Here is a 25,479-nt window from a genome sequence, read left to right as displayed (position 1 = left end):
TTACAAGTTTCTTAATAAACTAACTGTTTGTAAGGTAGAAGATTATGCAAATATGTAAACGGTTTCTGGTTGTCGGACTTGTTGTTCTTCAGGTAATTATATCGGGAATAAGCTACTCACAAAACATACAAAATCTGGGTTTCGAAAATGGAAATTTTGATGGTTGGGTAGGTTATCAGTGGCGGTATAGCGATAAAACTCCGAGCATTAATACGCCTCCTTCCATCGTTTCTTTGCCTACTTCACGAAGGCATGTTATCATTTCCGACCGTTCGGCTTATGATTCGAATACCGGAGGAAAACTAAAGATGGTTCCCGACGGATATAAATATTCTGCCCGGCTTGGCGACGAAATAAATCAAAGTACCGACGGTATGCCGCGGTGTTGGCATCAAAGTCTGCAGTATACCATGAAGGTCGATTCTTCGAATGCATTTTTATTGTTGAAATATGCTTGTGTGCTACAATATTCAACCAGCCATGATAATGTAACAGAAATGGAACCGCGATTTCAGCTCAATCTGCTGGATGAGAATGGAGATTCAATTTCTTCTTGTGTGAATTATGAGGTTTATTCTGAATCAAATATCGAAGGATTTCAAACCTACTCATCAGGTGGTACGGGGGCAAATAATAATGCTACAGTAAAGTGGCGCGACTGGACTACGGTAGGTGCCGATTTAACTACTTATATCGGACAGGAAATTACAATTGAATTTTTAGCTGCAGATTGCACTGGCCAGTATCACTATGGTTACGCCTATTTTGTAGTTGATTGTATGCCCTTGTATATAACTGTTGATTATTGCCAGGGCGACAACGAGGCGATTTTAGAAGGCCCTGATGGTTTTGAAAGTTACAGTTGGAGTTTTGTGGGCGGCGAAGATCTGATTTTTGTCGATACCACAAAAAACCTGGTGGTTACTTCACCAAACGAAGGAGATACTTATTTGTGCGAAATGCAATCGGAGACCGGTTGTGAGATTAGTCTTTCGGCCGAGATTGTACAGTATAATCCCATTGCCGCTTTTGAATGGAAAATGAAGGATTGTAAAACAAATGAGGTGGAATTTATAAATCAATCGACAAACGACAATAAAGGAACCTTGAGTTACTTATGGGATTTGGGTGATACTACATTAACAAAAGAAAGTTTTACCTACAAGTTTAAAACCTCGGGGTGGCACGAGGTTGGCTTGATTGTTTATAATCCTCCATCGGGGTGTACCGATACCGTTTACCAACAGGTTGAATCCTTTTCGCCGCCGTTAGTTGGATTTTCTGGCGATACAGTTTACTGTAAAGGCCAGACCACCACACTAACTGCTTATGGTGCCGACAACTATGAATGGAGCACCGGAAGTACCGCCGAATCAATTACCGTTGGGGCACCAGGCGGCACCTACTGGATGTTAGGCTACTCGTCGGAAGGATGTGTGTCGGATACCAATTATTTTACGATCTCTGAAGATGAAGAATGGAGCTTGGATATTATCGGTGATACCATTCTCTGTGTCGGCGATTCAGTAGAGTTAACAGCAACAGGTGCTTATGAATACCTTTGGAATACTCAGGAAACCTCAGACGCAATTATAGTCGCAAAAGAAGGGACTTATTCCGTTACCGGCTATTCCGAATTTGGATGTTCGCAGAAAGGAGCAATAACCTTAACTAAAATTTCGCGTCCTGAGTTGGATGTCACGGTAACACCAACTACAATAAATAAACGGCACAATACGGTTGATTGCCTTGTTACCTCAGACGATGCTATAGAATTTTACTGGGATATGGGGGATGGAACCGAATATTCTACCTCGTCGTTTCCGCACACTTATTCGGTTACTTCCGATATGTTGACCTATACAGTAAATGTTACAGGTGTAAACGAATACGGGTGTACCAGCACGCAAACTGCCTATGTAACGGAAGAATTATTTGTTCCCAATGTTTTTACCCCGAATAACGATGGCGTTAACGATGCGTTTTTAGCTGGATTTGATGTAACGGTGTTCGACAGGCACGGAATTATCCTTTTTACCGGTAACGAAGGTTGGGACGGTTATTACAACGGCAAACTAGTGGACCCGGATACCTATTTCTACAAGGTAGACTATTTGGATGCCGAAGGAGAAACAAAGAAAAAACAAGGATTTATAACGCTGGTTAGATAAACGAGATGATACGAAATGCACAATTAATTTGTTTAGTAGCCTTTTTATGGATGGGCAGTCAAAAGCTTTTTGCCCAGACTGATATCGGAGAATCTTCACACTGGTATAACCGCGGAAATTATAATCCTGCATCGATTGCACGCCCCGGATATCTTTACATTTTCTCAAATTACAGGAGGCAGTGGGTAGGAATTGATGGCGCTCCAACAGTGTATAATTTAAATGCCTCGGGCTATGTTGATGAATATAATTCAGCTTTTGGAATTGCTTTAACGAAGGATGAAGTTGGATTAACAAGCGCATTAAATCCTACATTTCAGTACGCTTATCGTGTCATGTTCCGAGAGGATCTGAATCTGGCGATGGGATTGTCCGCAGGAATTTACAGCAGGGAAATTAATGCAACTGCCTACGAAGCCGAAGTAATAACAGATCCGGTTCTGGATTATACAACTGAAAAATTCTTCTCTCCTGATGCCAGCGTCGGTTTCGAACTTCAGAGTAAACATTTTCTTTATGGTTTGTCAACCACTCATTTATTCGCATTGTGGAAAGAGGATGACGAATTTTTAATAACCAATCACCGGTATGCCTATTTTATTTATCGAAATTCGGAGTTGGAATTATACAATTTAACTGCCGGCGTTCAGGTGGCGAACAGAAGAAATCTGACGCTTGTTCAGGCAACAGCCATACTTCGAATTAAAAAACCAACCGGATTGATAAAAGGGCCTACAGAGTTATTTGATATTGGTGTAACGGCTTATTCTGAAAAGCAGTTAACACTGCTAACCGGGATTAACATTACCCGAAATATGCGAGTTGGGTATACTTATGATTTTAACTTTGGAGCGAATAAAATTGGTAATGGTTCGCACGAAATAGTTTTTGAATATCGCATTCCATTAAGAATTATTCGGGACAACGGCTATCCGTGGTACGATTAAATGCATAAAAAAAGGATGCGATCCTTGTAGCTGTCAGTTACGGATGCACCCTTTTTCATTTAATCCAAATATTTATTTTATTCTAAAAGTTCGTAGTCGTGCATTTCTTTCATAAACGAAACAAAATCGTCTTTTTTATCCGAGTCCATCCATTGCATTGCACTTCGCGGATGTTCGTTCATGGCACCTGTAATCAAATACGGAACATGGTATCCCCAGTCAATTTTTTGCTGCCATGGTTTTACATGCGTTTGAATGGCTTCAAGCAAAGGAAGTAACCTGTATTTTGGGTTTTTTAGAAATGCGATAAGAATTTCGATGGGGCAGTTTCCTGCACCGCGTCCCATTCCAAGTAAAGTTGCATCAAGCATTGTAACGCCGTTAATCAGCGATGTTACGGTGTTCGACATAGCCAGTTGCATGTTGTTATGCGCGTGTATTCCCAATTCTTTGCCAGGCAGAGCATCGGCATATTTTTTTACCAGATTCTGAATACTTTCGCAATACAAACTGCCAAAACTGTCGACCACATAAATAATCGGAACACGCGATTTGGCAAGGTCTGCCAGCGCTTCGTCTAGATCCGACTCATTTACTTTCGATACGGCCATCAGGTTAATGGTAACCTCGTAACCTTTGTCCATACAATGTTCGGCCAGCCAAATGGCTTTATCTACCTGGTGGCAATAACAAGCAACGCGCATCATATCAATCAGACTTTCGCTGGCGGGCGGAATATCTTCCGGAGCAATACGGCCAATATCGGCCATTGCCGAAAGTTTTAAGTTGGTATCATTATCGCCAACAATACGGCGTAGATCTTTATCGTCGCAAAATTTCCACGGTCCAACTTCGTCTCTCGAAAAAGCCGATTCGCTGCTTTTGTAGCCAATTTCCATGTAATCAACGCCGGCTTCAACACAACCTTTGTAAACGCCGCGTACAAATTCATCACTAAACTGCCACTTGTTCATCAGCCCGCCGTCGCGCACTGTACAATCCATTACTTTTATATCCGCTTTGTACATTACTTGCTATTTTTTTCTTTTAACAATTCCATTTCGTGATTAATGTTGCTCTCCACCAAAAGTGTGTATATCTGCTCAAAAACGTCGGCATTCAAACCTTTTGATTCTGCCAGGTTTCTACGTTGCTGAATAACTGCGTCTTTACGTTCCTGCGCAATAATCGCGTCCTTATCGTTTTTAAAACGTACAATCGCTTCAACGTATTTGTGCCGTTCGGCAAATAGCAATATTATATGTTCATCTATTTTGTCAATCTCTTGTCGTACTTCCTCCAGAGAACCACATTTTTCCGGATCTTTAAATCCCATAACTTTATAAATTACAATCTTTTGAAAATTTGCTGTCTGCCACAAAGAAATTAATAAAATGGAGATAATCATATTAATCCATAATTAAATTGGGCATTTAGATATTAATTTAAAGAGAATATGAATTAATTAGTTTCAGATTAATATTTTTCAGAATAATTGTTTCTGAAGTGATTTTTTGTAGCTTTTTGCCTTTTTAAATTCATTTAACACTGCAGTGTTGAAAAAACGTTACAATTCAGTAATATGCGGGTGTTCGATTCTTTCTAGTATCGTTGGATTGATTATCTTTGCCGCGCAAAAGTAATTTAGGTTTGAATAAGAAGGTTGCTTAACCAAAACTTCTGAACGCATTTGAATTACAACATTAAGAATAACAGATAGATTTCAATAGCAATATTGAAGTAAAAAATAGTAACAGTAAAATGATAAAAATTACACTTCCTGATAACAGTGTGCGCGAGTTTGCAGAGCCTGTTAGCGGTTTGGAGATTGCAAAATCGATCTCGAACCGTCTGGCAAAGGATGTGCTGTCGATTTCGGTTGATGGCGAAGTTTGGGATTTATCGCGGAAAATAGACCACGATGCCAACATTAAACTGCACACGTGGGACGACAGAGAAGGAAAAGAGACTTTCTGGCATTCATCAGCTCACTTAATGGCTGAGGCAATTGAAACTTTTTACCCGGGTACCAAATTTGGTATCGGTCCAACTGTTGATACAGGATTTTACTACGATATCGATCTTCCTGAAGGAACTGTTCTTTCGGAAAAAGACCTGCAAAAAATCGAGCAGAAAATGCTTGAACTGGCACGTCAGAAAAATGATATCGTTCGCTCTGACATTTCGAAAGAAGATGCTTTGACTATGTTCACCGATAAAAACGATGAACTAAAGCAGGAGTTGATTAGCGAACTGGAAGACGGAACCATTACCTTGTACAACCAGGGGAATTTTACTGATTTATGCCGCGGGCCACACTTACCAAACACCAGCTATATTAAAGCCATTAAATTAATGGCTATTGCAGGTGCTTACTGGCGTGGCGACGAAAAAAATAAGATGCTTACCCGTGTTTACGGTGTTACTTTCCCAAAAGCAAAAATGCTGGAAGAATACCTCGTATTACTCGAGGAAGCAAAAAAACGCGACCACCGAAAAATCGGTAAGGAAATGCAATTGTTTACTTTCTCCGAGTCGGTAGGACAAGGTTTACCGTTGTGGTTGCCAAAAGGAGCACAGTTGCGCGAGCAGCTTGAGAACTTCCTGAAAAAAGTACAAAAGAAATACGGTTACGAGCAGGTAATTACACCGCATATTGGCGATGTGAAGTTGTACAAAACTTCAGGTCACTATCAAAAATATGGAAAGGACTCGTTTCAGCCGATCACCACTCCTGCAGAGGGAGAGGAGTACCTGTTGAAACCAATGAACTGTCCGCACCACTGTGAGATTTATAAAGCGTGGCCACGTTCGTACAAAGATCTGCCGGTTAGAATGGCAGAATTCGGAACGGTTTACCGCTACGAAATGAGTGGTGAGTTGCACGGGTTGACTCGTGTTCGTGGGTTTACTCAGGATGATGCTCACTTATTTTGCCGTCCCGACCAGGTAAAAGAAGAATTCAAGAAGGTAATCGATATTATCTTTATCATATTCAAAGCTTTGAGTTTTGAAAACTATACCGCACAGATTTCGTTACGCGACCCGAATAAACCTGAAAAGTATATCGGATCGCCTGAAAACTGGGACAAAGCAGAGCAAGCTATTATTGAAGCTTGTGAAGAAAAAGGTTTGAATACGGTAACCGAACTTGGCGAAGCCGCTTTCTATGGTCCTAAACTTGATTTTATGATCAAGGATGCACTGGGACGTAGCTGGCAGCTTGGAACTGTTCAGGTGGATTACAACCTTCCGGAACGTTTCGAGCTGGAATATATCGGCTCCGACGACAACCGTCACCGCCCGGTAATGATTCACCGTGCACCGTTCGGATCGATGGAACGTTTTGTGGCTGTGTTAATTGAGCACACCGCAGGTAAGTTTCCGTTATGGCTTACTCCTGAGCAGGTTGTAGTATTACCTATCAGTGAAAAGTATAACGATTATGCTAAAAAAGTTTCAGAATTTCTAAATATTTCCGATATTCGCACCGTCGTTGACGATCGTAACGAAAAGATTGGTAGGAAGATACGAGACAACGAATTAAAACGGATTCCTTATCTGTTAATTGTTGGAGAGAAAGAAGCAGAATCTGACTCAGTTGCTGTACGCCGACAAGGCGAAGGCGACAAAGGAACAATGACAATGAATGAATTCGCTGATTTTATTAGTAAAGAAGTAAGAGATCAATTATCAGGATTGTATAACTAACTTAAGGAGGAACGCATTATAGCTATTAAAAGAAGAGGTCCGAGGAGAAAATTCCAGCCCCGTAAAGAGCAGGAACCGCAACACCGGATAAATCACAAGATCAGGGTGCCACAAATACGTTTAGTGGGCGACAATATTGAAAACCCTGGAGTTTATCCATTACGTGATGCATTAAAAATTGCAGACGAAATGGAATTGGATTTGGTAGAAATTTCGCCAAAAGCCGATCCACCGGTTTGTAAAATTATTGATTACTCGAAGTTTCTTTATCAGCAGAAAAAGAAACAGAAAGAGATGAAAGCAAAAACCACAAAGGTTGTGGTAAAAGAAATACGGTTTGGTCCGCAAACTGATGAGCATGATTTTCAGTTTAAACTGAAACATGCTGAAAAATTCCTTCAGGACGGAGCAAAAGTGAAAGCGTTTGTATTCTTTAAAGGACGTTCGATCTTATTTAAAGATCAGGGCGAAATTCTATTGCTGAGATTGGCAACAGAATTGGAAGAATGGGGAACCGTTGAGCAAATGCCAAAACTTGAAGGAAAACGAATGACGATGTTTATTTCACCTAAAAAGAAATAAGATTCGGTAACGAAACTTGTTTTGTGGTGTTAAACCATATATAATAAAGTTCTTTGATAACATTTTAATTAGTAGGAATTATGCCAAAAATGAAAACGAACTCCGGAGCTAAAAAACGTTTTAGATTAACCGGAAGTGGTAAAATTAAAAGGAAGCACGCCTACAAAAGTCACATTTTGACTAAAAAAAGTACAAAACGTAAGCGTAATTTGACTTATTGGACAACAATCGATAAGACAAACGAAAGCAACGTTAAACTTTTGTTGTGCATGAAGTAATCTTCGGATTACATCAAAAATCCTTTTAACGAGAAAGGTAAAAAAAGTTAAAAACCAGATAATTGTGCTTTAAAGTATTTCCGTTGGTTTGACGGAGAGCGCCGATTATCAAAAAAGTAAAAAGTATGCCAAGAAGTGTAAATCATGTAGCATCACGCGCCCGAAGAAAAAAATTACTGAAAAAAACTAGAGGTTATTTCGGTTCGCGTAGTAACGTTTGGACGGTTGCAAAAAATACCTGGGAAAAAGGTCAACAGTTTGCATACCGCGATAGAAAAGCGAAAAAAAGAACATTCCGTGCATTGTGGATTCAGCGTATTAACGCTGCAGCGCGATTGGAAGGAATGTCGTATTCACAATTCATGGGATTGTTGAAAAAGAACGACATTGAAATTAACAGGAAAGTACTTGCCGATTTGGCAATGAACCAACCTGAGGCGTTCAAAGCAATCGTAGAAAAAGTAAAATAAAGACTTTATTATTTAGGTGAAATACATTAAAGTCCTGACGGTTTCGTCAGGACTTTTTTATTGGGTCAATTATTTGTCCAAAGAAATACATAAATTTTTCACGGTTTGCCTCAAACAAAAGCTTCACGTCAGGATCTATAATAATTTTTAAATTGCCGGGTTTTGTATCAAATGAACATTCTATCTCTTTCTTTATCCCGTCCATATAAAGTGTTTTCGTTTCTGAGGTTTTATCATTATATATAATTTTTATATCTATCGGTAAGCGATAGAAATAACCTTTTTGTATTTGCCTCAATTTAATTATTACTTCTTTTTGCTCCAATGTTTCACTGCTAATATCGAATATTGGATGTCCAGCCTGACGCAACCATTGATTAAAGAAGTAACTTAAGTCTTCACCTGATACCGCTTCCATAACTTGTTGGAAGTCTTTGGTTAATGCTGTTGAGTTCTGATATTCGTGATAATATTTCTGAAGCCCTTCAAAAAATGTTTTATCGCCAAGTTTTATACGCAACATGTGTAAAAACCAATTCGCTTTTTGATAAGAATTGGGATTTAGTAAACGAATATATTCCGTCACTGTTGTGTCAATTATGGGCGCCAGATTACGTTTTGAATAGGCAATAACTCGCTCGCGGTCGCCTTTTAAACGTTCTTTAAACACTTCATCGCCATAAAAATGCTGCATGTAAACATTCGTAAGATAGGTCGCAAATCCTTCGCTAAGCCAAACGTGGTGCCAGTTTTGTTCAGTTACCGAGTTGCCAAACCATTGGTGGGCTACCTCGTGCGCAAACAGCCCTTCCTGACTACGATCACTCGTGCCCGTATTCTCGTTATAAAAAATACAGGTGGCGTTTTCCATACCGCCATAACGTGTTTTTGATTGTACATGTGCCAGTTTTTCGTACGAATAGGGGCCAATTAATTCTGAGAAATAGTTCAGTGCTTCAGCTCCGTATTTGTAATTCTTAAAGCCTTGTTCTTTGTTTTCTTCAAAAACCCACGAGCTTATCGGAATATCATTAGCTTTAAACTTATTGCCAACGGCAAAATCAGCAACTCCAATTACCATTAGTTTTGTTGAAATTGGCACATCTTCTTTCCAATGGGTAAATTCCATATTGTCCGGTAATTGTTTTTTCTCAACTCGTAAACCGTTTGAAACCACTTCGTAATGTTCCGGTGCATAAACCAGAAATTCCAGAGTGGCTTTATCCGACGGATGATCGACACATGGCAACCAGTATTGCGCACGATCGGGCCAGTTGTCGCCAAAAAAGGTACGCTTGCCATATTTGTTTTCTGAGATTATCAATCCATCGGTAGGAATGCCGGAATAGGCAACGTAAAATTTGACGACGCTGCCCGCTTGTACTTGTTCGTTTAAAAGAATTTCAAGCTTATTGTTTGCTTGCTTAAAGTCAAGGTCGTTGCCATCTTTTTGTATTGAATAAACCAGCATTCCGTTATCGCCGGATTTATTCACCAAATCGAGCGTAATATCGTTAGCGGCTTGCAAAAATTTAATTGAAATGGCAGCTGTACCTTCTATGCGGTTTGTTGTGTCGTTTAAATGAATCTCAAATTTATAATGCTGCACATCAATGCTTTCAAACCTCGAGTGGTGGTTTTGAGCAAAAGAAACTAATACACAAAGAGCAAGTACAATAGAGCTAAAAGCTTTTCTAATAATCATAAATCGCTAATCTTAATTCGTTAATCGATCTTCTAGTTACTTTTTATTAGTGCATATACCGCAAAAGAGGCGAGCCAGTGTGCCCCGGCATATTCTCCCGAATCCATTTTTTCGTAGCTGTAGTTAAAATGTGCATCGCCCAAGTCGATTAGTTTTTGATTATTTAAAGCATGGCCCATTTCGAACAAACACCAGGCGCGACTGAAATTCAGGCCGTCGAGATGCGCCAGTTTACCATCGCTTCGGTCGGTTACCACCGCAATTTCGAGGTACTTTTCAGGATGTTTCTCAAATTTTGGAAGAAAGGTTTTTAACCACTGTTTGAACTCTTTTTCCGGCAACACTTTTAGCATAATCGAAGCCTCTTGCAGACAAGGCGAAAGAAAATCGAAACCACCCGGTTCCCAGGTTAACGGACAATCACAATCATTTTGATAATATTCCAGTGCTTTTTCCTCTATTTTTGTTGCAAGATCAGCATCGTATTTTTCGGCCCAGTCGTAAGCAAACGACATCCCAAACGCAATGTTGCTGTGTTCGCCAATTCGGATCGGGTAGATGAGTTTATCGAGAAACTCACCAAATTTATCAGCCAGCAAATCAACCAGCGGCGAAAGGTTTGCCTGCAATTCCAACGCAACCGGATCGTTCCACTCACGTATGGCTTCATCGAGTTTTAGCAACCAGGCCCAGCCGTACGTACGTTCATAAGTGCTGTTATGTTCGTCATCGAAATAGGCGACTTCTTGCAGAATATTTTCTTCGGTAATATTTTTCTTTAGTTTGGCGATAATCTCATCGCGGTATTCAAAATCGGGAAATTCGGTTAGTATTTTTACCAAAGTCCAGTGTCCGTGTACCGACGAATGCCAGTCGAAACACCCGTAAAATGCAGGATGCATAACGCGCGGCGGTTCCAGATAACTGTCGTCGCCCAACACATGGCCGGTTTTATTCGGATACTCCTGATCGATACACTCGTACGCAAAATGATACAGATAATCAGCTTTGTCTTCGCCAAATTTAAGCGTTGATGTTTGTGCCGAAAGCAGGCACGTCATGAATAGAAAGAATAGTGTAATTTGTAATTTCATGTTGAATCAAATATTAATCGTATGAAATTAAAAACTATTCTCAATAAGCATTAAGAATTTCGGTATTTATCGTTCAATCCTATGTTTTGTTTAATTAGAGGTATAATTTTCGCCAATCTAGACAATCTGGTTTTGGCTTGTTTTGCATGCGCTACATAATCTGCAAATTCGCGTTGTTTGCCCGGCGTAAATTCCTGAAATGATACCTTTAAAATATTGTCCTCGTTAAGTGCATTTTCCAGTTCCGTCGGAATAACCAGCTTTTTATCGCGGTTAATTTTCACCCTTTTATTTTGCTTTTCATTGGCAATCGCTTCATTTATATATGCTACAATCAATTCGGCATCAAGCTCGTCGGCACTTTTAAATCGCCATTGTCGTAAGGCTTTGGTTTTATCATTCTGCGCATTAATAAGCACTTTTGCTTCATCTTTTAGCAGCGCACCCTGAAAAAACCAAATCGCCACGTGTTCTTTAAAAACACCGAGCCCGACAACATTTTTCCCGTTAACAGTGTAACACGGTGCTCCCCATTTTATTGTTTCTGAGAGCTCCGTAGAGATCAATAAATCGTGGAGTATCATCAGAATATCCTGCCTTGATTTGGCATTCAGGATATATTCCTCTACAGTATTTGCACGTTGCATCTCGTTACTTTTTTCTGGTAAAAATAGCTACAATAGCAGAAGTTGCTATTCCCATCAAAGGGGCAAAAATTATACTTTCTGCCATGTAACTTTTCAAATTGAAATATTCTGCTGCTTCTTCAGGTGTTTTCAAACCATGTTCAACTGTATAAACAATCATATTTTGAAAATAATGAGGTGTGATAACTTCAACAGTAAGATACTGCGTTAATGGCGTGAGAATAGTAACTCCTAAAGTAATTATCAATCCACTGATAAAGCCCTGAATCCAGTTCATTTTACCATTAAAATCGTTCTTCCGTTTGTCGAGCAGCGCAACTACGTAAACCGCAATAGCTACAATGGCGAAGAAGTTGGTGACGATTGCATGTTTTTCAATGTTCTCATCATGAAGACCGGCTATTCTTTCTACAACCATCCAAATTAGCTGAACAACTACAAATAAGATGGCCCATTTAATTTCAATTGCAAATTTTTTCATTGATAAGTAGAATTAGTTTACATATAAAAATGAAATTAATGGCCTTATTGTTCATCGGCTATCTTGGTTTCGATTGCTTTTTTTCCTTTAAAACGGATTTAATCATTTTTCCAAACTCTTTGTCGCGCTGCCGTTTTTCATAAACGGTACTGCTAAAATGTTCCTGCTCGCGTTTTAGTTTCATGTAGTTTTCGTAAGCTTCTTCGCTTAGCTCTCCACTTTCAACGGCCTCAATAACAGCACAACCGGCTTCATTGTTATGGGTGCAGTCGCTAAACTTGCAGTCTTGTGCCAATTCCGAAATATCATCGAAAGTAACTTCCAGTGCCTCGCTTGAGTCGGTAATACCAAGCTCGCGCATTCCGGGAGTGTCAATTACTACACTTTTATTCTCGAGCACAAATAATTCGCGATGACTGGTGGTGTGCCGGCCTTTATTGGTACTTTCACTTATTGATTGCGTTTCCATGATTTCGCGATTCAGCAAATGATTTATGATGGTTGATTTACCAACTCCTGACGATCCCAGGAAACAATAGGTTTTGTACGATTTCAACTCATTTCTCAGCAAATCTAAACCTTGTTCCGATTCGTTACTCAGCGCGATAGTTTTGATATTTTTAATACGCTTATTTACTTCGCTGATAAGTTCTTTGCATTCACTTTCCGGAATCAGGTCGGTTTTGGAAAGCACCATAACTGCATTAATATTTCCGGCGTTACACGCCGCTAGATACCGTTCGAGACGGTTCAGGTTAAAATCATGGCCAACCGATTGTACGATAAAAGCCACATCAACATTTGAAGCGATAAGTTGTATTTCTCCATGTTTACCCACAGCCTGTCGTTCCAGTAACGAAAAACGCGGGAACAGTTCTAAAATAATGGCGTTCTCATCGTCCATTTTAGTAAAACGTACCCAGTCGCCAACTGTAGGAAAGTCGGCGCTAGATTGAGCTGTATATCTTATATTTCCGGTAATCTCGGCTTTAAATACAGCGTTGTCATTCTGAACGACATAGCGCTCTTTGTGAACAGCGATAACTCTGGCTATTTCTGCATCGGGAACGTTGTTGATTGCAGCAAATTCTGCAATTTTTTCAGGTAATTTTGTAGTATTCATTGTTAGTTATTTTGGGTTAAACTTTTCGTTGTTTCCATTTTCCTTTTCGGAATATATAAAGGGCAGAGATTGCCAAAAACGATTCAGCAATTACAATGGAGATACATGCTCCGAATAAGCCCATTTTAAGAACGATAGCCAGAAAATAAGCGAGTGGAATTTCAAATAGCCAGAAACTCATGAAGTTTATTTTCGATGGCGTTATGGTGTCGCCGCTTCCGTTAAATCCTTGCATTAATACCATACCAAGCGCATAAAACAGAAATCCAAAACTAATAACCTGCAGTGCCAGCGTTCCATGTTCAATTACTTCTGTTTCACGAATAAACAGGTTTATCCAAAATTCTGGGAAAAGGGCCAGAATTATGCCCATTAGTCCCATAAATATCATATTTACGTAGCCGGTAATCCACACCGAACGTTCGGCACGTTCAGGCTGGTTCGCTCCAAGATTCTGACCAACTAAGGTAGAAGCTGCATTACTAAGTCCCCAGGCAGGTAATAAGGCAAGAATTATGATGCGAATGGCAATCGTATAACCGGCCAACGCATCTGGTCCTGAGACGGCAATAATACGTACCAGCAGTATCCAACTCGATGTGGCGATCAGGTTTTGCAATATACCTCCGCCCGAAATTTTGATAAGTTTCAGCATCACATTAAAACGCAATTTAATACTGCTCATGTATAACTGAACGCGGTGGTTTCCTTTAAATAGGAGGTAAAACTGGTAGATTACAGCCAAACCGCGGCCAATTGTGGTAGCAACAGCAGCTCCGGCCAAGCCCAATTCAGGGAAAGGTCCGTAACCGAATATCAACAGTGGATCGAGAATGATGTTAATGATATTAGCCAACCACATTACCCGCATGGAAATGGCAGCATCGCCCGAACTACGGAACACGGCATTGATGATAAAAAGCATCATAATAACCATGTTTCCGCCAAACATAATGGCAGGGAAGAGGTAACCTTCTTCGGCCATGGCATCTGTTGCACCCATTAATTTTAAAAATTTGCCGGCAAATAAAATTCCGGGAATGGCAATACAAACAGAAAATATTAAACCTACCAGAATAGCCTGAAATGCAACCACCCCGGCCTGTTTTTGGTTTTTCTCTCCAATCCGGCGAGAAACCAAAGCGGTAGTGGCAACACTGAGTCCCATTCCAATGGCATAAACAATGGTCATCACCGATTCGGTAATTCCAACAGTGGCCACTGCATCGGCTCCCAATTTTGAAACAAAGAATATATCAACGACCGCAAATACCGATTCCATGATCATTTCAAGTACCATTGGAACCGCCAAAATAAAAATGGCTTTGCCCAAACCGGCATTTGTAAAGTCGCGTTCTGTGCCTCCGATTGCTTCCTTAACGTCAATCCACAGCTCTTTTAAGTCGATGTCCTTCAATTTTTGTAAAGACAAAACATTTGCTTTTTTGCGTAACATTATAAAAATATGGAAATAAATGAATAAACTAATTGAATAATCTCTTTCTGCCAACCTAGAACGGCCAGCAATCTGTGACGGCGATATTTATTGAGATATTCATTTTTAGTTTTCTTTTATTTGAATGTCACAAAGTTATGGAATAATTTTTTTAGAAAACAAATATTTTTTTGATAAATATTGTTCAATAAACAATTGAACACTTCTTGTTTATTAACGTTTATATGCTGAAAAAATAACTACAAATGAATCCTAAACTGATAGCTATTTTAGCATTTCTCTTTTTTGTTTCGTGTGTACACAAACAACGATTTCCGGAAAAACTTTCGGAACGAATTATTGCTAACAGTCCAAATGTAAACAGTCTGAATCTCAATGATAAAGGGCCATTTGATGAATTGTTTACTTTTGTAATGCAATTCAATAGTCAGGATTCAGCATTCGAATTACAAAATTTTGAAGCAGCTTATAACCAGTTTATTAACACACGACAAGTTGATTTGAATGATGCACAGGCACTACCGTTGTGGATTGAAATAAATGGTTTGTTACTTGAATTAACCGGTGAAGAAAAGTATACAAAACAATTGGAAGAAGTTTCTAAAATCGATTCTCTTGCGGATAATATTAAACCATTTATACTCACAAAAAGAGTAGATCATATCAATGTCAACCTGTTTGAGCCGATTGAGATAAATTACAACCACACTTTGGGAGGAGAAGTTAAAATCCGTCAGGAAACAACTTATCCGGAGTCGGGTAGTGTTCGATTACATTTTGGAATGACAGAAAGGCAATACATTGAGCTTTCAATCCGGATTCCGGAATGGGCAGAAGGCACAACCGTTGTTGTTAAAAACGTAAAGTATTTTACAAAGCCCGGTAGTTATTGTTTTATTGCTAAAAAATGGAAAGAAGGCGATGTGGTTGAAATTGAATTACCTATAGAAAACTACCCCTGTAATTCGCTCTAAATCCAGCTTCATATTGTTTATAACTGCTTCATTACCAATTTTATTTGAAATCTAAAGGATGCTGAAATAAATTCAGCATGACGTTACAATATTATGGCTGGCTTTACACTAGCAATTTGGCAAGGCATCAAAAATTGCCAGTCCGCCTTCAGATGTTTCGCGGTATTTACTTTGTAAATCGATACCGGTTTTATACATGGTTTCCACCACTTCATCAAAACTGATCCGGTGACGGCCGTCAGTAAGCAATGCGTAGTTATTATGGGAAACAGCTCGTTCAGCTGCAAATGCATTGCGCTCAATACAAGGGATTTGTACCAACCCGGCTACCGGATCGCAGGTTAATCCCAGGTGATGTTCCAAGCCCATTTCTGCAGAATATTCTATTTGGTAAATGGTTCCGCCCATCATTTGTGTAGCAGCTCCCGATGCCATTGCACAGGCAGTTCCAACTTCGCCCTGGCAACCAACTTCTGCACCCGATATTGACGCGTTTGTTTTTACAAGGTTACCAATAATACCGGCAGTTGCCAGCGCCCGTAAAATGGTTCTCTTATCGCTTTTATGAATTTTGGTGAAATATTTTAGAACCGCGGGTAAAACACCACTGGCTCCACAGGTTGGAGCAGCTACTATTTTTCCGCCGGCAGCGTTTTCTTCCATAACTGCCAGTGCGTATGAAAACAGTTGAGAACGTCTTTTAAATGGTGTGGCAAAATTGTGTCCTTTGGTATTAAAACTTTGCGCTTTCCGCGGAAGTTTTAATCCACCGGGTAAAACACCTTCGGCTTTTAAACCGCGTTTAATACTCTCACTCATTACTTTCCACACTTCTTCCAGATAGTCCCATACATCCGGCTCTTCGAACTCGGCAACATATTCCGAAAAACTTTTACCATTCTGGTTACACCAGTTCAAAATTTCGGCCATGGTAGTATGCTCGTATACCTCAACGGTCTCTGATTTTGTGTAGTCGTCAACGATTGTACCTCCTCCAACACTGTAGCAGGTCCACTCTTTTAAAAGCTCATTCTGGTTGTTGAAAGCTTTAAAAGTCATGCCATTAGGATGTCGGGGAAGGAAGGTTTTTGGTTCCCAAACGATTTGTAATGGGCGGTCGCCAAAACTTTGTTCGATAGCAAAATCCGTTAGGTGACCCTTTCCAGTAGCAGCCAAACTACCGTACAAGGTTACTTCAAAGTTTACTGCAGTTTTATTTTCTGCCAGAAACTTTTCGGCAGCTTTTTTCGGCCCCATCGTGTGACTGCTCGATGGCCCGTGTCCAATTTTATAGATTTCCTTTATTGATTCCATTCTCATATAACCTAATACAAATGAAGAACAGAAATTCCTATAAGCCTATGACTTTTGCTGGGATTTTTGATACAAAACAGGATAAATGGGCACGCTACTTTTTGTCTTTTACGCGCATGAACCTGAACATCTTCATAATCCAGTTGGGTAGGGGATGGTAACCACGTTTCCGAAGATCGATGTACCATCCAATTTTTTTTACAATCGGAATTTTATGTGTTTCAACAAATTCGATCAAAGTGCCTTCAGGTGCCTGGATGTAGGCAAAATTACCGGCAGCTTCACCCATATTAAATGAGTCGGTTGCTTTTGCACTGTCAACTGTAAACGGGTAACCTAAAGCTTTTGCTTTTTCGCGGAACTGATCCATTCCGTTTATATCGAAACACAGGTGAATAAATCCGGGATCTCCCCATATCCGGCCTTCGTAAATGTCTCTGGGCTCGTAATCGAAAGCTTGTACCAGTTCAATAACCGATTGCCCGAAAAACGGACTAAAAGCACCTTGTTTCACATCCGAGTGACGCAACAGAACCCTGCGGAATTTTTTATCTCCACCCGGAATTCCTTTGTAATCCTCAAAAACACCAGTTTTGTCGTATACAATTTCGTCGTATTGCAGAATTTCCTGGTACACTTTCAGGCTGGTGTCCAGATCTTTCACTCCAATAACGGTACCGAGCACTCCACCACTTAGCGATTTTTCCTTTTTACGAAAAACACCTTCCTGGTTTTTAATTTCCCACATGTTACCGTAAATGTCTTTCATAAAGAAATGATCGTTACCTGCAGGATCTTTGGAAACGGGGGTGAGCAAGTCAAGTTTTGATGCACTGAATTTTTCGTAGACAGCCTGTACATTTTCGGTTTTTAGTTTTCCGATATTGATACCAAGGTCGCCAAGTTGAATTTCAAAGCTGATAGGTTCTGGTTTTTTACCGGTATGCTGCCAAATTTCAAAACCTCCGCCACCTTGCATATTTAATGCTAAAACAGCTCTTTTATCACGTTTTTTACCCGCTGTATGAGCAAGCATAAGTTCTGCAGTTGCTTCGTCTTCAAACATCCTTATATCCATTGAGAAATGCTCACGATACCATTTCCAGGTTTCCTGAAGATTCTCAACTCCAACTCCCAATTGCTGAATCCCGTTAATTTGTGCTTTCATACTCGCTTAATAATTAGTGATTAAAGTGGATTAACACGCGAAGACATGTAGTAGTATAATCGAGGTAAAAACCTCCGAATATGTACCATTATTACTTCAGTGCCACCTACTAATATTTCTTTTTTTTCTTTTTTCAGTTTTTTACAGATAATCCTTGCGCATTTTTCAGCCGACATTCCGGAGTCTTGACCGGCATCCATTTTCGCATGCGTTTTGCCTTCTTTGTCGATCGCATTCACCGAAATGTTTGTTTTTATACGTCCGGGAATGATAATCGATACGGCAATGTTGTTTTTGGTATTCTCCGCACGCAAACTTTCGAAAAAACCGTGTAAGGCTTGTTTCGAAGCGGAATACGACGAGCGGTAAGGAAACCCGAATTTGCCAACAATACTTGATGTAACGGCAATTTGGCCACCTCCGTTTTCGATCATTGCAGGTAAAATGTGTTTGGTTAAGGCAATTGTTCCAAAATAATTTACCTCAAAAATTTTACGATCTACTTCCAGTGGAGTTTCGGCAACAAATGAGCGCTGACTGATTCCTCCGAACTGATATAATGCGTCTATTTTGATTTTGTTCTTGCGAATATAAGATGCCGCTTTTTCGACAGACGCCTCTTCGCCCAGGTCAAATGGAAGAACCAGTGTTTCGCAGTCATTTTGCTTGCAGACCTCTTCAGTTACCTTTAAAGCCTGCTCATTTCTGCCCGACAAGATGAGTTTTACGTTTTTTGCAGAAGAGAGCTCGATAGCAACAGCTTTACCGATGCCTGATGATGCTCCTGTAATCCATAATGTTTTTGCGGTAAAATCCATTTACTAGTTCCTTTCAGAGTGCCACGAAGATAACAGAATAATTATCGGGACAAAATGAATACGGTCTATTTTTACAACGTCAAAATTAAAAATCGTTAAGAATGTTAAATCGTTTTTTACTTCTGACTTTTTTCTTTTTCAGGAAGAATAAAACTAAATAAAACAGCCATTACAAATGCCAAGAGGTAACTGGCCAGTCTTTCTGAGATTCCGGTAGCATCAACCAACCATGTTTTCCAAATTACTGCAGACAATGTTCCGGTAATTAAACTGGCAAAAACACCTGCTCTCGACAATCTTTTCCAGAATATCAGCAATACGATTGCAGGTCCGAATGAGGCTCCAATACCGCTCCAGGCATAAGATACCAGTCCGTAAACTGTGTCTTCCATGGTAATGGCCAAAACAAAACCTACCAATCCAACAGCAAGGGTGAGGACTTTATTCAAAAACAACATTCGTTTTTCTTCAATTTTCTTTTTGGCAACGTGTACATAAAAATCTTCAGTCATCGATGATGAAACCACCATTAATTGAGAAGATGCTGTCGACATCATCGCAGAAACTGCACCAGATAAAAGGATTCCTGCCAAAATAGGATTTAATAAGGTCATAACCATAATTGGCATAATCTTTTCCGAATCGCTGGCTACAGAAGCTGCTGCATCTCCCAAAATACCGTTTTGTACAAGTTGGTAACCAATAATACCGATCATAAAAGCTCCAACGTATGCCAACAGCGTCCAAATAATAGCAAGAATACGGCTTTGTTGTGTCTCTTTCTGACTTCGCATAGCCATCATTCGTGTAAGCAATTGTGGTTGGCCCGTATAGCCAAATGCCCAGCTTAAGCCATTTAAAATAAGAAGACCTCCCGTAGCTTGTTTTACGGTGTCAATATTTTGAGGTACAAGGTAATTGGCCTGTGAAATGGCTTCTGCAATGTGTATATTATTCGTAGCCGCAATTCCGAGTGCAATAATGGGTAGAACCACACAGGTAACCACCATCAGAACGGCCTGAAAAGCATCGGTTGCAACAACTGTAATAAAACCTCCCAACATGGTATATAAAGTAACCAGCGCCGAGCCGATCACCATTCCCCAGAAAGGATCGATTTTAAATGTGTCGTTGAATATTTTACCGGCTCCACTAAACTGAGCTGCGATGTACAGTACAAAAAAGAATATGATAATAAGTGATGAGAGTATTCCAAAACTGCGCTGTGTACCTTTAAATTTGGCAGAAAACAAACTCGGAACAGTTAATGCTCCGGTCTTTTCGGTAAGTTTTTGTAAGGGTTCGGCCAGGAATATCCACAAAAACAAAATTCCGGTTACACAACCGAGTGCTACCCACAGTGATGCCATTCCTTCGGCATAAGCATGACCGGTTAATCCGAGTAATAACCAGGCTGATTCGCCGGTGGCTCTTTCGGACAATGCCAATGAAAAACCGGAGATCTTTTTCCCGCCTAAAACAAAGTCGTCATTTGTTTTTGAACGACGTGCCGAATACGCAACAATACCAATTAAAATTACCAGGTAAGCAACAAATACTATAATCATTATTTAGTTGAATTTTTGTGAAGCGACCAAAGATAATAAGAAAAAGGATTGTAGCAATTTTCCCGCAAACTTTATAGAACTTGTGCTTTTAGTTTGATTTTATCGGGAGTTTGGCGTAGTTTGTTTCTTAAAATTCCTAATTATTAACTTTCTGATGCAGGCTTTGAAATCCTTCACCCAGAATTTCTTTTGTATCCATTACGGTTATAAATGCATCAGGATCAATTTTACTGATAAATTCCTGTAAAATAGCCACCTCGCGTCGGCTGACAACCGCGTAAATAATTCTTTTTTGTTCACCGGTAAACATACCTTCACCATTCAGATAAGTTCCGCCACGTTCCAGATCGACCAACAATTTTTCTTTTATCTCCGCATGTTTTTTTGAAATGATAATCAGTGCTTTGTTGTAACTGGCGCCTTCAAGAGCAGTGTCGATCAATTTGCCACAAATATAAATTACGATTAGCGAGTAAAGTGGGATGGCCCAGTCGCGGAATGCAAGCAAGCCAAAAAATACAATCACTGAATCAACATAAATCATTAATCGGCCAATTTGTACGTGTGTGTATTTGCCAATAATCATGGCAATAATATCTGAACCGCCCGAAGTTGCGCGCGATTTAAAAATAAGTCCTAATCCAAATCCCATTAAAACGCCGCCAAACAGGCACGATAGAAGAATATCGTCAACCAACGGTAGTTTTGCGTCGGGGCGCATCATCGTTAAAAGGTCGGTAAAAACTGCGGTTAACACCGAGCCGGTAATTGTTTTTATTCCAAAACGCGGTCCCAGAATTTTAATTCCGGCAATAATCAAAGGAATATCAATCATCAGCGCAAAAGTTCCCACGGGAATTCCTTCGGGCCAGAAAGAGAAAACGCCTTCGGTTAAATAGTGCACAACAATGGCAATTCCGTAAACTCCACCGGGAACGATTTTATGCGGAGTAACAAAAAATACAAAAGCTGCTGCCAAAATAAAGGAGCCGGAGATTAAAAGCAGGTTGTCCTGAATCCACTTTTTACTGAAAATTTTGTCTTTTGTCAGAAATGCCATGATCGTGAAATTTTTTCTTAAAAAAACACAATTTTAGCGGATTATAAAACAGACAATTGTCAGTTTGCTGTTATAAAAAGTTGGTACTGGATTCCGGTAACTTGATGCTAGTCGAGAACAAATCGATAGGAGATAGTTCCCTGTTGGAAAGCCGGCGCATTTTCGTCGAGATTAAACTTGGCTTTTAACGCAGCTTGTTTTGCTTCGTCCCAGAACGCTTTATTCGCGATTGTTGTTCCGCGCACTCCCGGCTCAGCAGATGTAACTTTTCCATATTTATCTACGGTAACTTTAACAACAACAATCCCTGCGTCGTTACCCGGATAATTGGGTTTTGGAAGTGATTTTGCCGATCGTCCCGATAAACTGAACGAAACACCAGATCCCTGATTTCCGGAACCGCTACCGCCGGCACCATAATTGTTTGCATTCGGATCGCCGGTTGGAACACCTTGATTTCCACCGGGGAATGTTACTCCCTGGCTTTTTCCATCGCCACTGCCTGTACCACCGCTTCCTGATCCGCTGTTCGCAAATGCGCCCTGCGTGCGCGAGTTTATCTCAGCTATTTTGCGTTCTTCTTCCAGTTTGCGTTGGCGCTCCGCTTCTTCTCGAGCTTTACGTTCAGCTTCCTCGCGGGCTATTCTTTCGGCCTCTTCACGTTGCTGGCGTTCGATTTCTTCCTGTTTTTTACGCTCAATTTCAGCCAAACGTTTTGCTTCGGCTTCTTCAGCATTTTTACGGTCTAATTCTTCTTGTGCCTTTCGTCGTTTGTCTTCCAACTCCTGCTGGCGCTTGCGTTCTTCCTCCTTTTTCTTTTTCTCGGCTGCTTCAATCGCTACCGTTTCTTCGTAATCCTGTGTCATGGCCACTTCTTCGGCAGGTTCCGGTTCCGACGATTTTACAGGAGGCGGAGGTGTTTGTTTGGCAGGGGGAGGCGTTGATTTTTGTTGTGCCGTTTGTGGAGGAGGAGGCGAAGTTTGTTGTTGTCTCCGGGCCGGACTTGGTTCACGATCGCCCAAGCCATTTTCGGAGTTACCAAAATTCACCAGAATTCCTTCTTCTCCGGGGAGAGGGAGTGGCGTGAAAAAGCCCAGTAATAGCAATAACAGCATTACAATTGAATGAAAAACAATTGTTCCGACTAGCCCCTTTTTCTTTTCGCTGTATTCCTCTCTCTCTATCATTCTTCTTCTATTCAGGCGATGTTGCCAGTATCATTTTATACTTATTTCGGCGGGCAATGTTCATTATTTTCACCACTTCGTTAACAGGAACCGATTGGTCGGCGTGTAACGAGATAAAAATATCGTCGTTGCCCGAGCCAAACTTATTACGAAGGAAAGGTTCTATTTCGCCGAATTTTACACTTTGAAGTTTACTGTCGTCGTTGATATAATATTTCAGATCGGATGTAATCGATATGGTTGTGATCGGCTTCGCAGCTGTTTGATTGTTACTTTGCGGAAGCAACAATTTCAGTGCATTTGGCGCAATCAGGGTAGAGGTAACCATAAAGAAAATAAGCAACAGAAATACAATGTCAGTCATCGACGACATGCTAAATGCAGCATTTACTTTATTTCTCTTTTTTAGTGCCATTTATTCAGATTATGCCGGTTCGTTTAACAGATCCATAAATTCAGAAGTGGTAGCTTCCATTTTAAAAACCACTTTTTCAACATTCGATACAAGAATATTATAAGCGAAGTAGGCGATAATACCAACGATCAAACCTGCAACTGTTGTTACCATTGCCTGGTAAATACCGGTTGAAAGCAGTGTTACATCAATGTTGTTTCCGGCGTTCGACATATCGTAGAAGGCCTGAATCATTCCCATAACAGTTCCAAGGAAACCGATCATCGGAGCACCACCGGCTACAGATGCCAGCACAGGAAGTCCTTTTTCCAGTTTCGAAATCTCAAGGTTACCTACATTTTCGATAGCAGCATTTACATCGGTTAGAGGACGGCCAATTCGGCTGATTCCTTTTTCCAACATGCGCGATGCAGGATTTGGGTTGCTGCGGCATAATGCAACTGCAGAATCGATTTTTCCTGAAGTGATATAAACTTTTACTTTTTCAAGCAAACTTGAATCAAATCTTCCGGCCTTTTTAATGGCAAAATAGCGGTCGAAAAAGATATAAACGGCAACTACCGACAAAAACAATATCGGGAGCATAATCCATCCACCTTTCAGTGCCAGATCAAAAAATTTCGTTGAAATGCCTTCCGGCTCGGTTGCCATAGCTTCCAACTCTTGTGGAAGATCAGCCTGAATCATCAATAAATTAAACATGTTATCCAATTATTTTTTACTATTCCTAAAATGAAAAACGAGGTATAACCATAAATATTATACCTCGCTAAAATAAGCAATATTTTTGCCGCTTTGTTGGCTTTGTCAGTCGTAACTCATTTAGTTATGAACAACCGATTTTTGATAGTCTACAAGCCAAACATAACGTAATATACGGCAGCACCTGACAGGTAGCCAACTAAGGCAAGCCAGCTAATCTTTTTTAGGTACCAGATAAAATCAATTTTTTCGAGTCCCATTGCCGCAACACCTGCAGCAGAACCAATAATTAACATACTGCCACCGGTTCCGGCTGTATAGGCAAGAAATTCCCAAAATGCACCATCCTGAACAAAGGCGGCCTGGTAACCAACAGCTCCTGCATCGGCAATTGGGTACATTCCCATAGCACCGGCAACCAACGGAACATTGTCAACAACCGATGAAAGAACACCAATTGCAAGGTCGATCAGGTAAATGTTACCCAGTTTTTCGTCGAGATAAGTTGCAAGGATATTTAAGTGCCCTGCTGATTGTAGCGCTGCAACAGCCGAAAGTATTCCGAGGAAAAACAATACGGTTGGTACATCAATGCGCTGAATTACAGCAGTAACTTTTAATTTGTCTTTAATTTCTTTTGGTTTGTCTTTGTGTACAATTTCGCCAACAACCCACAAAAGGCCTAACGATAGTAACATTCCCATATAAGGAGGCAGGTGGGTAATGGTTTTAAATACCGGTACGAACAACAAACCGGATACACCTAAAACAAGAAACAGAATCCGTTCTTTTTCAGTGCTGTATTCTACTTCGTCTTCGTCAATTGCCGGGCGCTGAACATTTCCTTTCATAGTAACAGAAAGGATAGCCAACGGAACAACCATACAAACTAAACTAGGCAGAATAACATTCATAATAATTGTACCTGCTGTAACCTGTCCGCCAATCCACAACATAATGGTGGTAACATCGCCAATTGGCGACCATGCACCACCGGCATTGGCAGCTAAAACTACCATACTGGCAAAAAACCAGCGGGTTTGTTTGTCATCAATCAGTTTACGAAGTAATGCAACCAAAACGATTGTTGTAGTAAGGTTATCGAGCAATGCCGACATAAAGAATGTGAGCAAACTCAATATCCACAGTAGTTTTACTTTATTGGTGGTTTTTATCTTATCGGTAATAATCTTAAATCCTTCATGCTGATCAACGACTTCAACAATTGTCATTGCCCCAAGCAGGAAAAATAAAATTTCACTGATTTCGCCTAAGTGATGAATAATTTCCGATTCAACAATAAATTCATGAGCAGCGTGTAAGCCGTGCGAATCGGGGTGAGCTGCAAGGAAGGCCTCCCAGGCAGGACTGAAACCGAGGTGTAAAATACCTTCAGCGCCAAGTACATATACTACCCAGCATAATGTGCCAATAATTAAAGCCGATGCAGCTTTATCGACTTTAAGAGGATGTTCCAGCGCTATTGCAGTATAACCCAGAACAAATACAACAACCATTAATATGAACATAGTAAATAATTTTAGGTTTAAGTTTTACTATAAAGTATTGCAAATTTACCCGAAGTAATATATCTGCAAAGGAAATGTG

The 25,479-nt window shown here is 40.3% G+C and carries 24 protein-coding genes; 7 read left to right on the top strand and 17 right to left on the bottom strand.

All coding sequences use genetic code 11. The annotated features are described in order from the left end of the window. The first annotated feature begins 44 nt into the window (after nt 1-44). The gene (locus SLH46_RS10955) at nt 45-2,171 is read left to right on the top strand and encodes a T9SS type B sorting domain-containing protein (RefSeq protein ID WP_320281226.1); all 2,127 of its coding nucleotides are present in this window, start codon (nt 45-47) and stop codon (nt 2,169-2,171) included. Nucleotides 2,172-2,176: 5 nt separating this feature from the next. Further along, a complete protein-coding gene (locus tag SLH46_RS10950) occupies nt 2,177-3,118 on the top strand; it encodes a PorP/SprF family type IX secretion system membrane protein (protein ID WP_320281225.1) in 942 nt (313 codons plus the stop codon). A gap of 77 nt (nt 3,119-3,195) precedes the next feature. On the opposite strand, the gene SLH46_RS10945 is transcribed toward SLH46_RS10950, so the two are convergent. Further along, nucleotides 3,196-4,146, bottom strand: a complete 951-nt coding sequence (locus SLH46_RS10945; protein WP_320281224.1) for an aldolase catalytic domain-containing protein — start codon at nt 4,144-4,146, stop codon at nt 3,196-3,198. Next, a complete protein-coding gene (locus SLH46_RS10940; RefSeq protein ID WP_320281223.1) occupies nt 4,146-4,454 on the bottom strand; it encodes a chorismate mutase in 309 nt (102 codons plus the stop codon). The genes SLH46_RS10945 and SLH46_RS10940 overlap by 1 nt, the downstream gene beginning before the upstream one ends. A 425-nt stretch (nt 4,455-4,879) precedes the next feature. On the opposite strand from SLH46_RS10940, the gene thrS reads away from it, so the two are divergent. From thrS to rplT, 4 genes are all read left to right on the top strand, one after another. Then, on the top strand, nt 4,880-6,829 hold the full coding sequence (gene thrS, locus SLH46_RS10935; protein ID WP_320281222.1) for a threonine--tRNA ligase: 1,950 nt from the start codon (nt 4,880-4,882) through the stop codon (nt 6,827-6,829). A gap of 15 nt (nt 6,830-6,844) precedes the next feature. Then, nucleotides 6,845-7,411 (top strand): translation initiation factor IF-3, encoded by a 567-nt coding sequence (gene infC, locus SLH46_RS10930; RefSeq protein WP_320281555.1) that lies wholly within the window; start codon nt 6,845-6,847, stop codon nt 7,409-7,411. Between the two features lie 80 nt (nt 7,412-7,491). Further along, nucleotides 7,492-7,689, top strand: coding sequence for a 50S ribosomal protein L35 (gene rpmI / locus SLH46_RS10925; RefSeq protein ID WP_038562273.1), 198 nt, complete (start codon nt 7,492-7,494; stop codon nt 7,687-7,689). Between the two features lie 125 nt (nt 7,690-7,814). Beyond that, nucleotides 7,815-8,159 carry a 50S ribosomal protein L20 gene (gene rplT, locus SLH46_RS10920; RefSeq protein ID WP_045033027.1) on the top strand — a complete coding sequence of 115 codons (345 nt, stop codon included), beginning with the start codon at nt 7,815-7,817 and terminating at the stop codon, nt 8,157-8,159. A 46-nt stretch (nt 8,160-8,205) separates the two neighbouring features. On the opposite strand, the gene SLH46_RS10915 is transcribed toward rplT, so the two are convergent. From SLH46_RS10915 to SLH46_RS10890, 6 genes are read right to left on the bottom strand one after another with little or no spacing between them, the layout of a single operon-like run. Continuing rightward, nucleotides 8,206-9,864 (bottom strand): M1 family metallopeptidase, encoded by a 1,659-nt coding sequence (locus SLH46_RS10915; RefSeq protein ID WP_320281221.1) that lies wholly within the window; start codon nt 9,862-9,864, stop codon nt 8,206-8,208. Between the two features lie 32 nt (nt 9,865-9,896). Further along, the gene (locus tag SLH46_RS10910) at nt 9,897-10,958 is read right to left on the bottom strand and encodes a DUF2891 domain-containing protein (protein ID WP_320281220.1); all 1,062 of its coding nucleotides are present in this window, start codon (nt 10,956-10,958) and stop codon (nt 9,897-9,899) included. A 50-nt stretch (nt 10,959-11,008) separates the two neighbouring features. After that, a complete protein-coding gene (locus SLH46_RS10905) occupies nt 11,009-11,605 on the bottom strand; it encodes a YdeI/OmpD-associated family protein (protein WP_320281219.1) in 597 nt (198 codons plus the stop codon). 4 nt (nt 11,606-11,609) lie between these two features. Further along, nucleotides 11,610-12,086, bottom strand: a complete 477-nt coding sequence (locus SLH46_RS10900) for a DUF4199 domain-containing protein (protein ID WP_320281218.1) — start codon at nt 12,084-12,086, stop codon at nt 11,610-11,612. 58 nt (nt 12,087-12,144) lie between these two features. After that, nucleotides 12,145-13,209: a ribosome small subunit-dependent GTPase A gene (gene rsgA / locus SLH46_RS10895; protein ID WP_320281217.1), complete on the bottom strand. Its 1,065-nt coding sequence runs from the start codon at nt 13,207-13,209 to the stop codon at nt 12,145-12,147. A 16-nt stretch (nt 13,210-13,225) separates the two neighbouring features. Then, a complete protein-coding gene (locus tag SLH46_RS10890; RefSeq protein WP_320281216.1) occupies nt 13,226-14,626 on the bottom strand; it encodes an MATE family efflux transporter in 1,401 nt (466 codons plus the stop codon). Between the two features lie 284 nt (nt 14,627-14,910). Here SLH46_RS10890 and SLH46_RS10885 point away from each other — a divergent pair, with 284 nt between their 5' ends. After that, complete coding sequence (locus SLH46_RS10885) at nt 14,911-15,639, top strand: beta-L-arabinofuranosidase domain-containing protein (protein ID WP_320281215.1); 729 nt, start codon at nt 14,911-14,913, stop codon at nt 15,637-15,639. Between the two features lie 108 nt (nt 15,640-15,747). Here the strand turns inward: SLH46_RS10885 and SLH46_RS10880 are convergent, their stop codons facing one another. The 9 genes from SLH46_RS10880 to nhaD all read right to left on the bottom strand — a co-directional run bounded on the left by SLH46_RS10880 (nt 15,748) and on the right by nhaD (nt 25,400). Beyond that, nucleotides 15,748-16,953, bottom strand: coding sequence for an L-serine ammonia-lyase (locus SLH46_RS10880; RefSeq protein WP_320281214.1), 1,206 nt, complete (start codon nt 16,951-16,953; stop codon nt 15,748-15,750). 94 nt (nt 16,954-17,047) lie between these two features. Beyond that, nucleotides 17,048-18,121, bottom strand: coding sequence for a VOC family protein (locus SLH46_RS10875; protein WP_320281213.1), 1,074 nt, complete (start codon nt 18,119-18,121; stop codon nt 17,048-17,050). A 20-nt stretch (nt 18,122-18,141) separates the two neighbouring features. Continuing rightward, complete coding sequence (locus SLH46_RS10870) at nt 18,142-18,939, bottom strand: SDR family NAD(P)-dependent oxidoreductase (protein WP_320281212.1); 798 nt, start codon at nt 18,937-18,939, stop codon at nt 18,142-18,144. 116 nt (nt 18,940-19,055) lie between these two features. After that, a complete protein-coding gene (locus SLH46_RS10865) occupies nt 19,056-20,507 on the bottom strand; it encodes a sodium/proline symporter (RefSeq protein WP_320281211.1) in 1,452 nt (483 codons plus the stop codon). A 136-nt stretch (nt 20,508-20,643) separates the two neighbouring features. Next, nucleotides 20,644-21,567 carry a YitT family protein gene (locus SLH46_RS10860; protein WP_320281210.1) on the bottom strand — a complete coding sequence of 308 codons (924 nt, stop codon included), beginning with the start codon at nt 21,565-21,567 and terminating at the stop codon, nt 20,644-20,646. Nucleotides 21,568-21,674: 107 nt separating this feature from the next. Further along, on the bottom strand, nt 21,675-22,754 hold the full coding sequence (gene tolA / locus SLH46_RS10855; protein ID WP_320281209.1) for a cell envelope integrity protein TolA: 1,080 nt from the start codon (nt 22,752-22,754) through the stop codon (nt 21,675-21,677). A 7-nt stretch (nt 22,755-22,761) separates the two neighbouring features. Beyond that, nucleotides 22,762-23,169: an ExbD/TolR family protein gene (locus SLH46_RS10850; RefSeq protein WP_320281208.1), complete on the bottom strand. Its 408-nt coding sequence runs from the start codon at nt 23,167-23,169 to the stop codon at nt 22,762-22,764. Nucleotides 23,170-23,178: 9 nt separating this feature from the next. Then, complete coding sequence (locus SLH46_RS10845) at nt 23,179-23,871, bottom strand: MotA/TolQ/ExbB proton channel family protein (RefSeq protein WP_320281207.1); 693 nt, start codon at nt 23,869-23,871, stop codon at nt 23,179-23,181. Nucleotides 23,872-24,020: 149 nt separating this feature from the next. After that, complete coding sequence (nhaD, locus tag SLH46_RS10840) at nt 24,021-25,400, bottom strand: sodium:proton antiporter NhaD (protein WP_320281206.1); 1,380 nt, start codon at nt 25,398-25,400, stop codon at nt 24,021-24,023. Nucleotides 25,401-25,479 lie beyond the last annotated feature (79 nt).

The organism is Draconibacterium sp. IB214405 (assembly GCF_033963885.1).
Classification (GTDB): domain Bacteria; phylum Bacteroidota; class Bacteroidia; order Bacteroidales; family Prolixibacteraceae; genus Draconibacterium.
This window is presented reverse-complemented; position numbering and strand designations above follow the sequence as displayed.

Bases quoted from the DNA above. Each gene is read 5' to 3' on its own strand.
- SLH46_RS10910 (WP_320281220.1), bottom strand. From the start codon at position 10,958: ATGAAATTACAAATTACACTATTCTTTCTATTCATGACGTGCCTGCTT.
- SLH46_RS10870 (WP_320281212.1), bottom strand. From the start codon at position 18,939: ATGGATTTTACCGCAAAAACATTATGGATTACAGGAGCATCATCAGGC.
- SLH46_RS10875 (WP_320281213.1), bottom strand. From the start codon at position 18,121: ATGAAAGCACAAATTAACGGGATTCAGCAATTGGGAGTTGGAGTTGAG.
- SLH46_RS10845 (WP_320281207.1), bottom strand. From the start codon at position 23,871: ATGTTTAATTTATTGATGATTCAGGCTGATCTTCCACAAGAGTTGGAA.
- SLH46_RS10850 (WP_320281208.1), bottom strand. From the start codon at position 23,169: ATGGCACTAAAAAAGAGAAATAAAGTAAATGCTGCATTTAGCATGTCG.
- SLH46_RS10900 (WP_320281218.1), bottom strand. From the start codon at position 12,086: ATGAAAAAATTTGCAATTGAAATTAAATGGGCCATCTTATTTGTAGTT.
- rsgA (WP_320281217.1), bottom strand. From the start codon at position 13,209: ATGAATACTACAAAATTACCTGAAAAAATTGCAGAATTTGCTGCAATC.
- rplT (WP_045033027.1), top strand. From the start codon at position 7,815: ATGCCAAGAAGTGTAAATCATGTAGCATCACGCGCCCGAAGAAAAAAA.
- thrS (WP_320281222.1), top strand. From the start codon at position 4,880: ATGATAAAAATTACACTTCCTGATAACAGTGTGCGCGAGTTTGCAGAG.
- SLH46_RS10950 (WP_320281225.1), top strand. From the start codon at position 2,177: ATGATACGAAATGCACAATTAATTTGTTTAGTAGCCTTTTTATGGATG.
- SLH46_RS10915 (WP_320281221.1), bottom strand. From the start codon at position 9,864: ATGATTATTAGAAAAGCTTTTAGCTCTATTGTACTTGCTCTTTGTGTA.
- rpmI (WP_038562273.1), top strand. From the start codon at position 7,492: ATGCCAAAAATGAAAACGAACTCCGGAGCTAAAAAACGTTTTAGATTA.
- SLH46_RS10860 (WP_320281210.1), bottom strand. From the start codon at position 21,567: ATGGCATTTCTGACAAAAGACAAAATTTTCAGTAAAAAGTGGATTCAG.
- tolA (WP_320281209.1), bottom strand. From the start codon at position 22,754: ATGATAGAGAGAGAGGAATACAGCGAAAAGAAAAAGGGGCTAGTCGGA.
- SLH46_RS10945 (WP_320281224.1), bottom strand. From the start codon at position 4,146: ATGTACAAAGCGGATATAAAAGTAATGGATTGTACAGTGCGCGACGGC.
- SLH46_RS10885 (WP_320281215.1), top strand. From the start codon at position 14,911: ATGAATCCTAAACTGATAGCTATTTTAGCATTTCTCTTTTTTGTTTCG.
- SLH46_RS10905 (WP_320281219.1), bottom strand. From the start codon at position 11,605: ATGCAACGTGCAAATACTGTAGAGGAATATATCCTGAATGCCAAATCA.
- SLH46_RS10955 (WP_320281226.1), top strand. From the start codon at position 45: ATGCAAATATGTAAACGGTTTCTGGTTGTCGGACTTGTTGTTCTTCAG.
- SLH46_RS10865 (WP_320281211.1), bottom strand. From the start codon at position 20,507: ATGATTATAGTATTTGTTGCTTACCTGGTAATTTTAATTGGTATTGTT.
- SLH46_RS10880 (WP_320281214.1), bottom strand. From the start codon at position 16,953: ATGGAATCAATAAAGGAAATCTATAAAATTGGACACGGGCCATCGAGC.
- nhaD (WP_320281206.1), bottom strand. From the start codon at position 25,400: ATGTTCATATTAATGGTTGTTGTATTTGTTCTGGGTTATACTGCAATA.
- SLH46_RS10940 (WP_320281223.1), bottom strand. From the start codon at position 4,454: ATGGGATTTAAAGATCCGGAAAAATGTGGTTCTCTGGAGGAAGTACGA.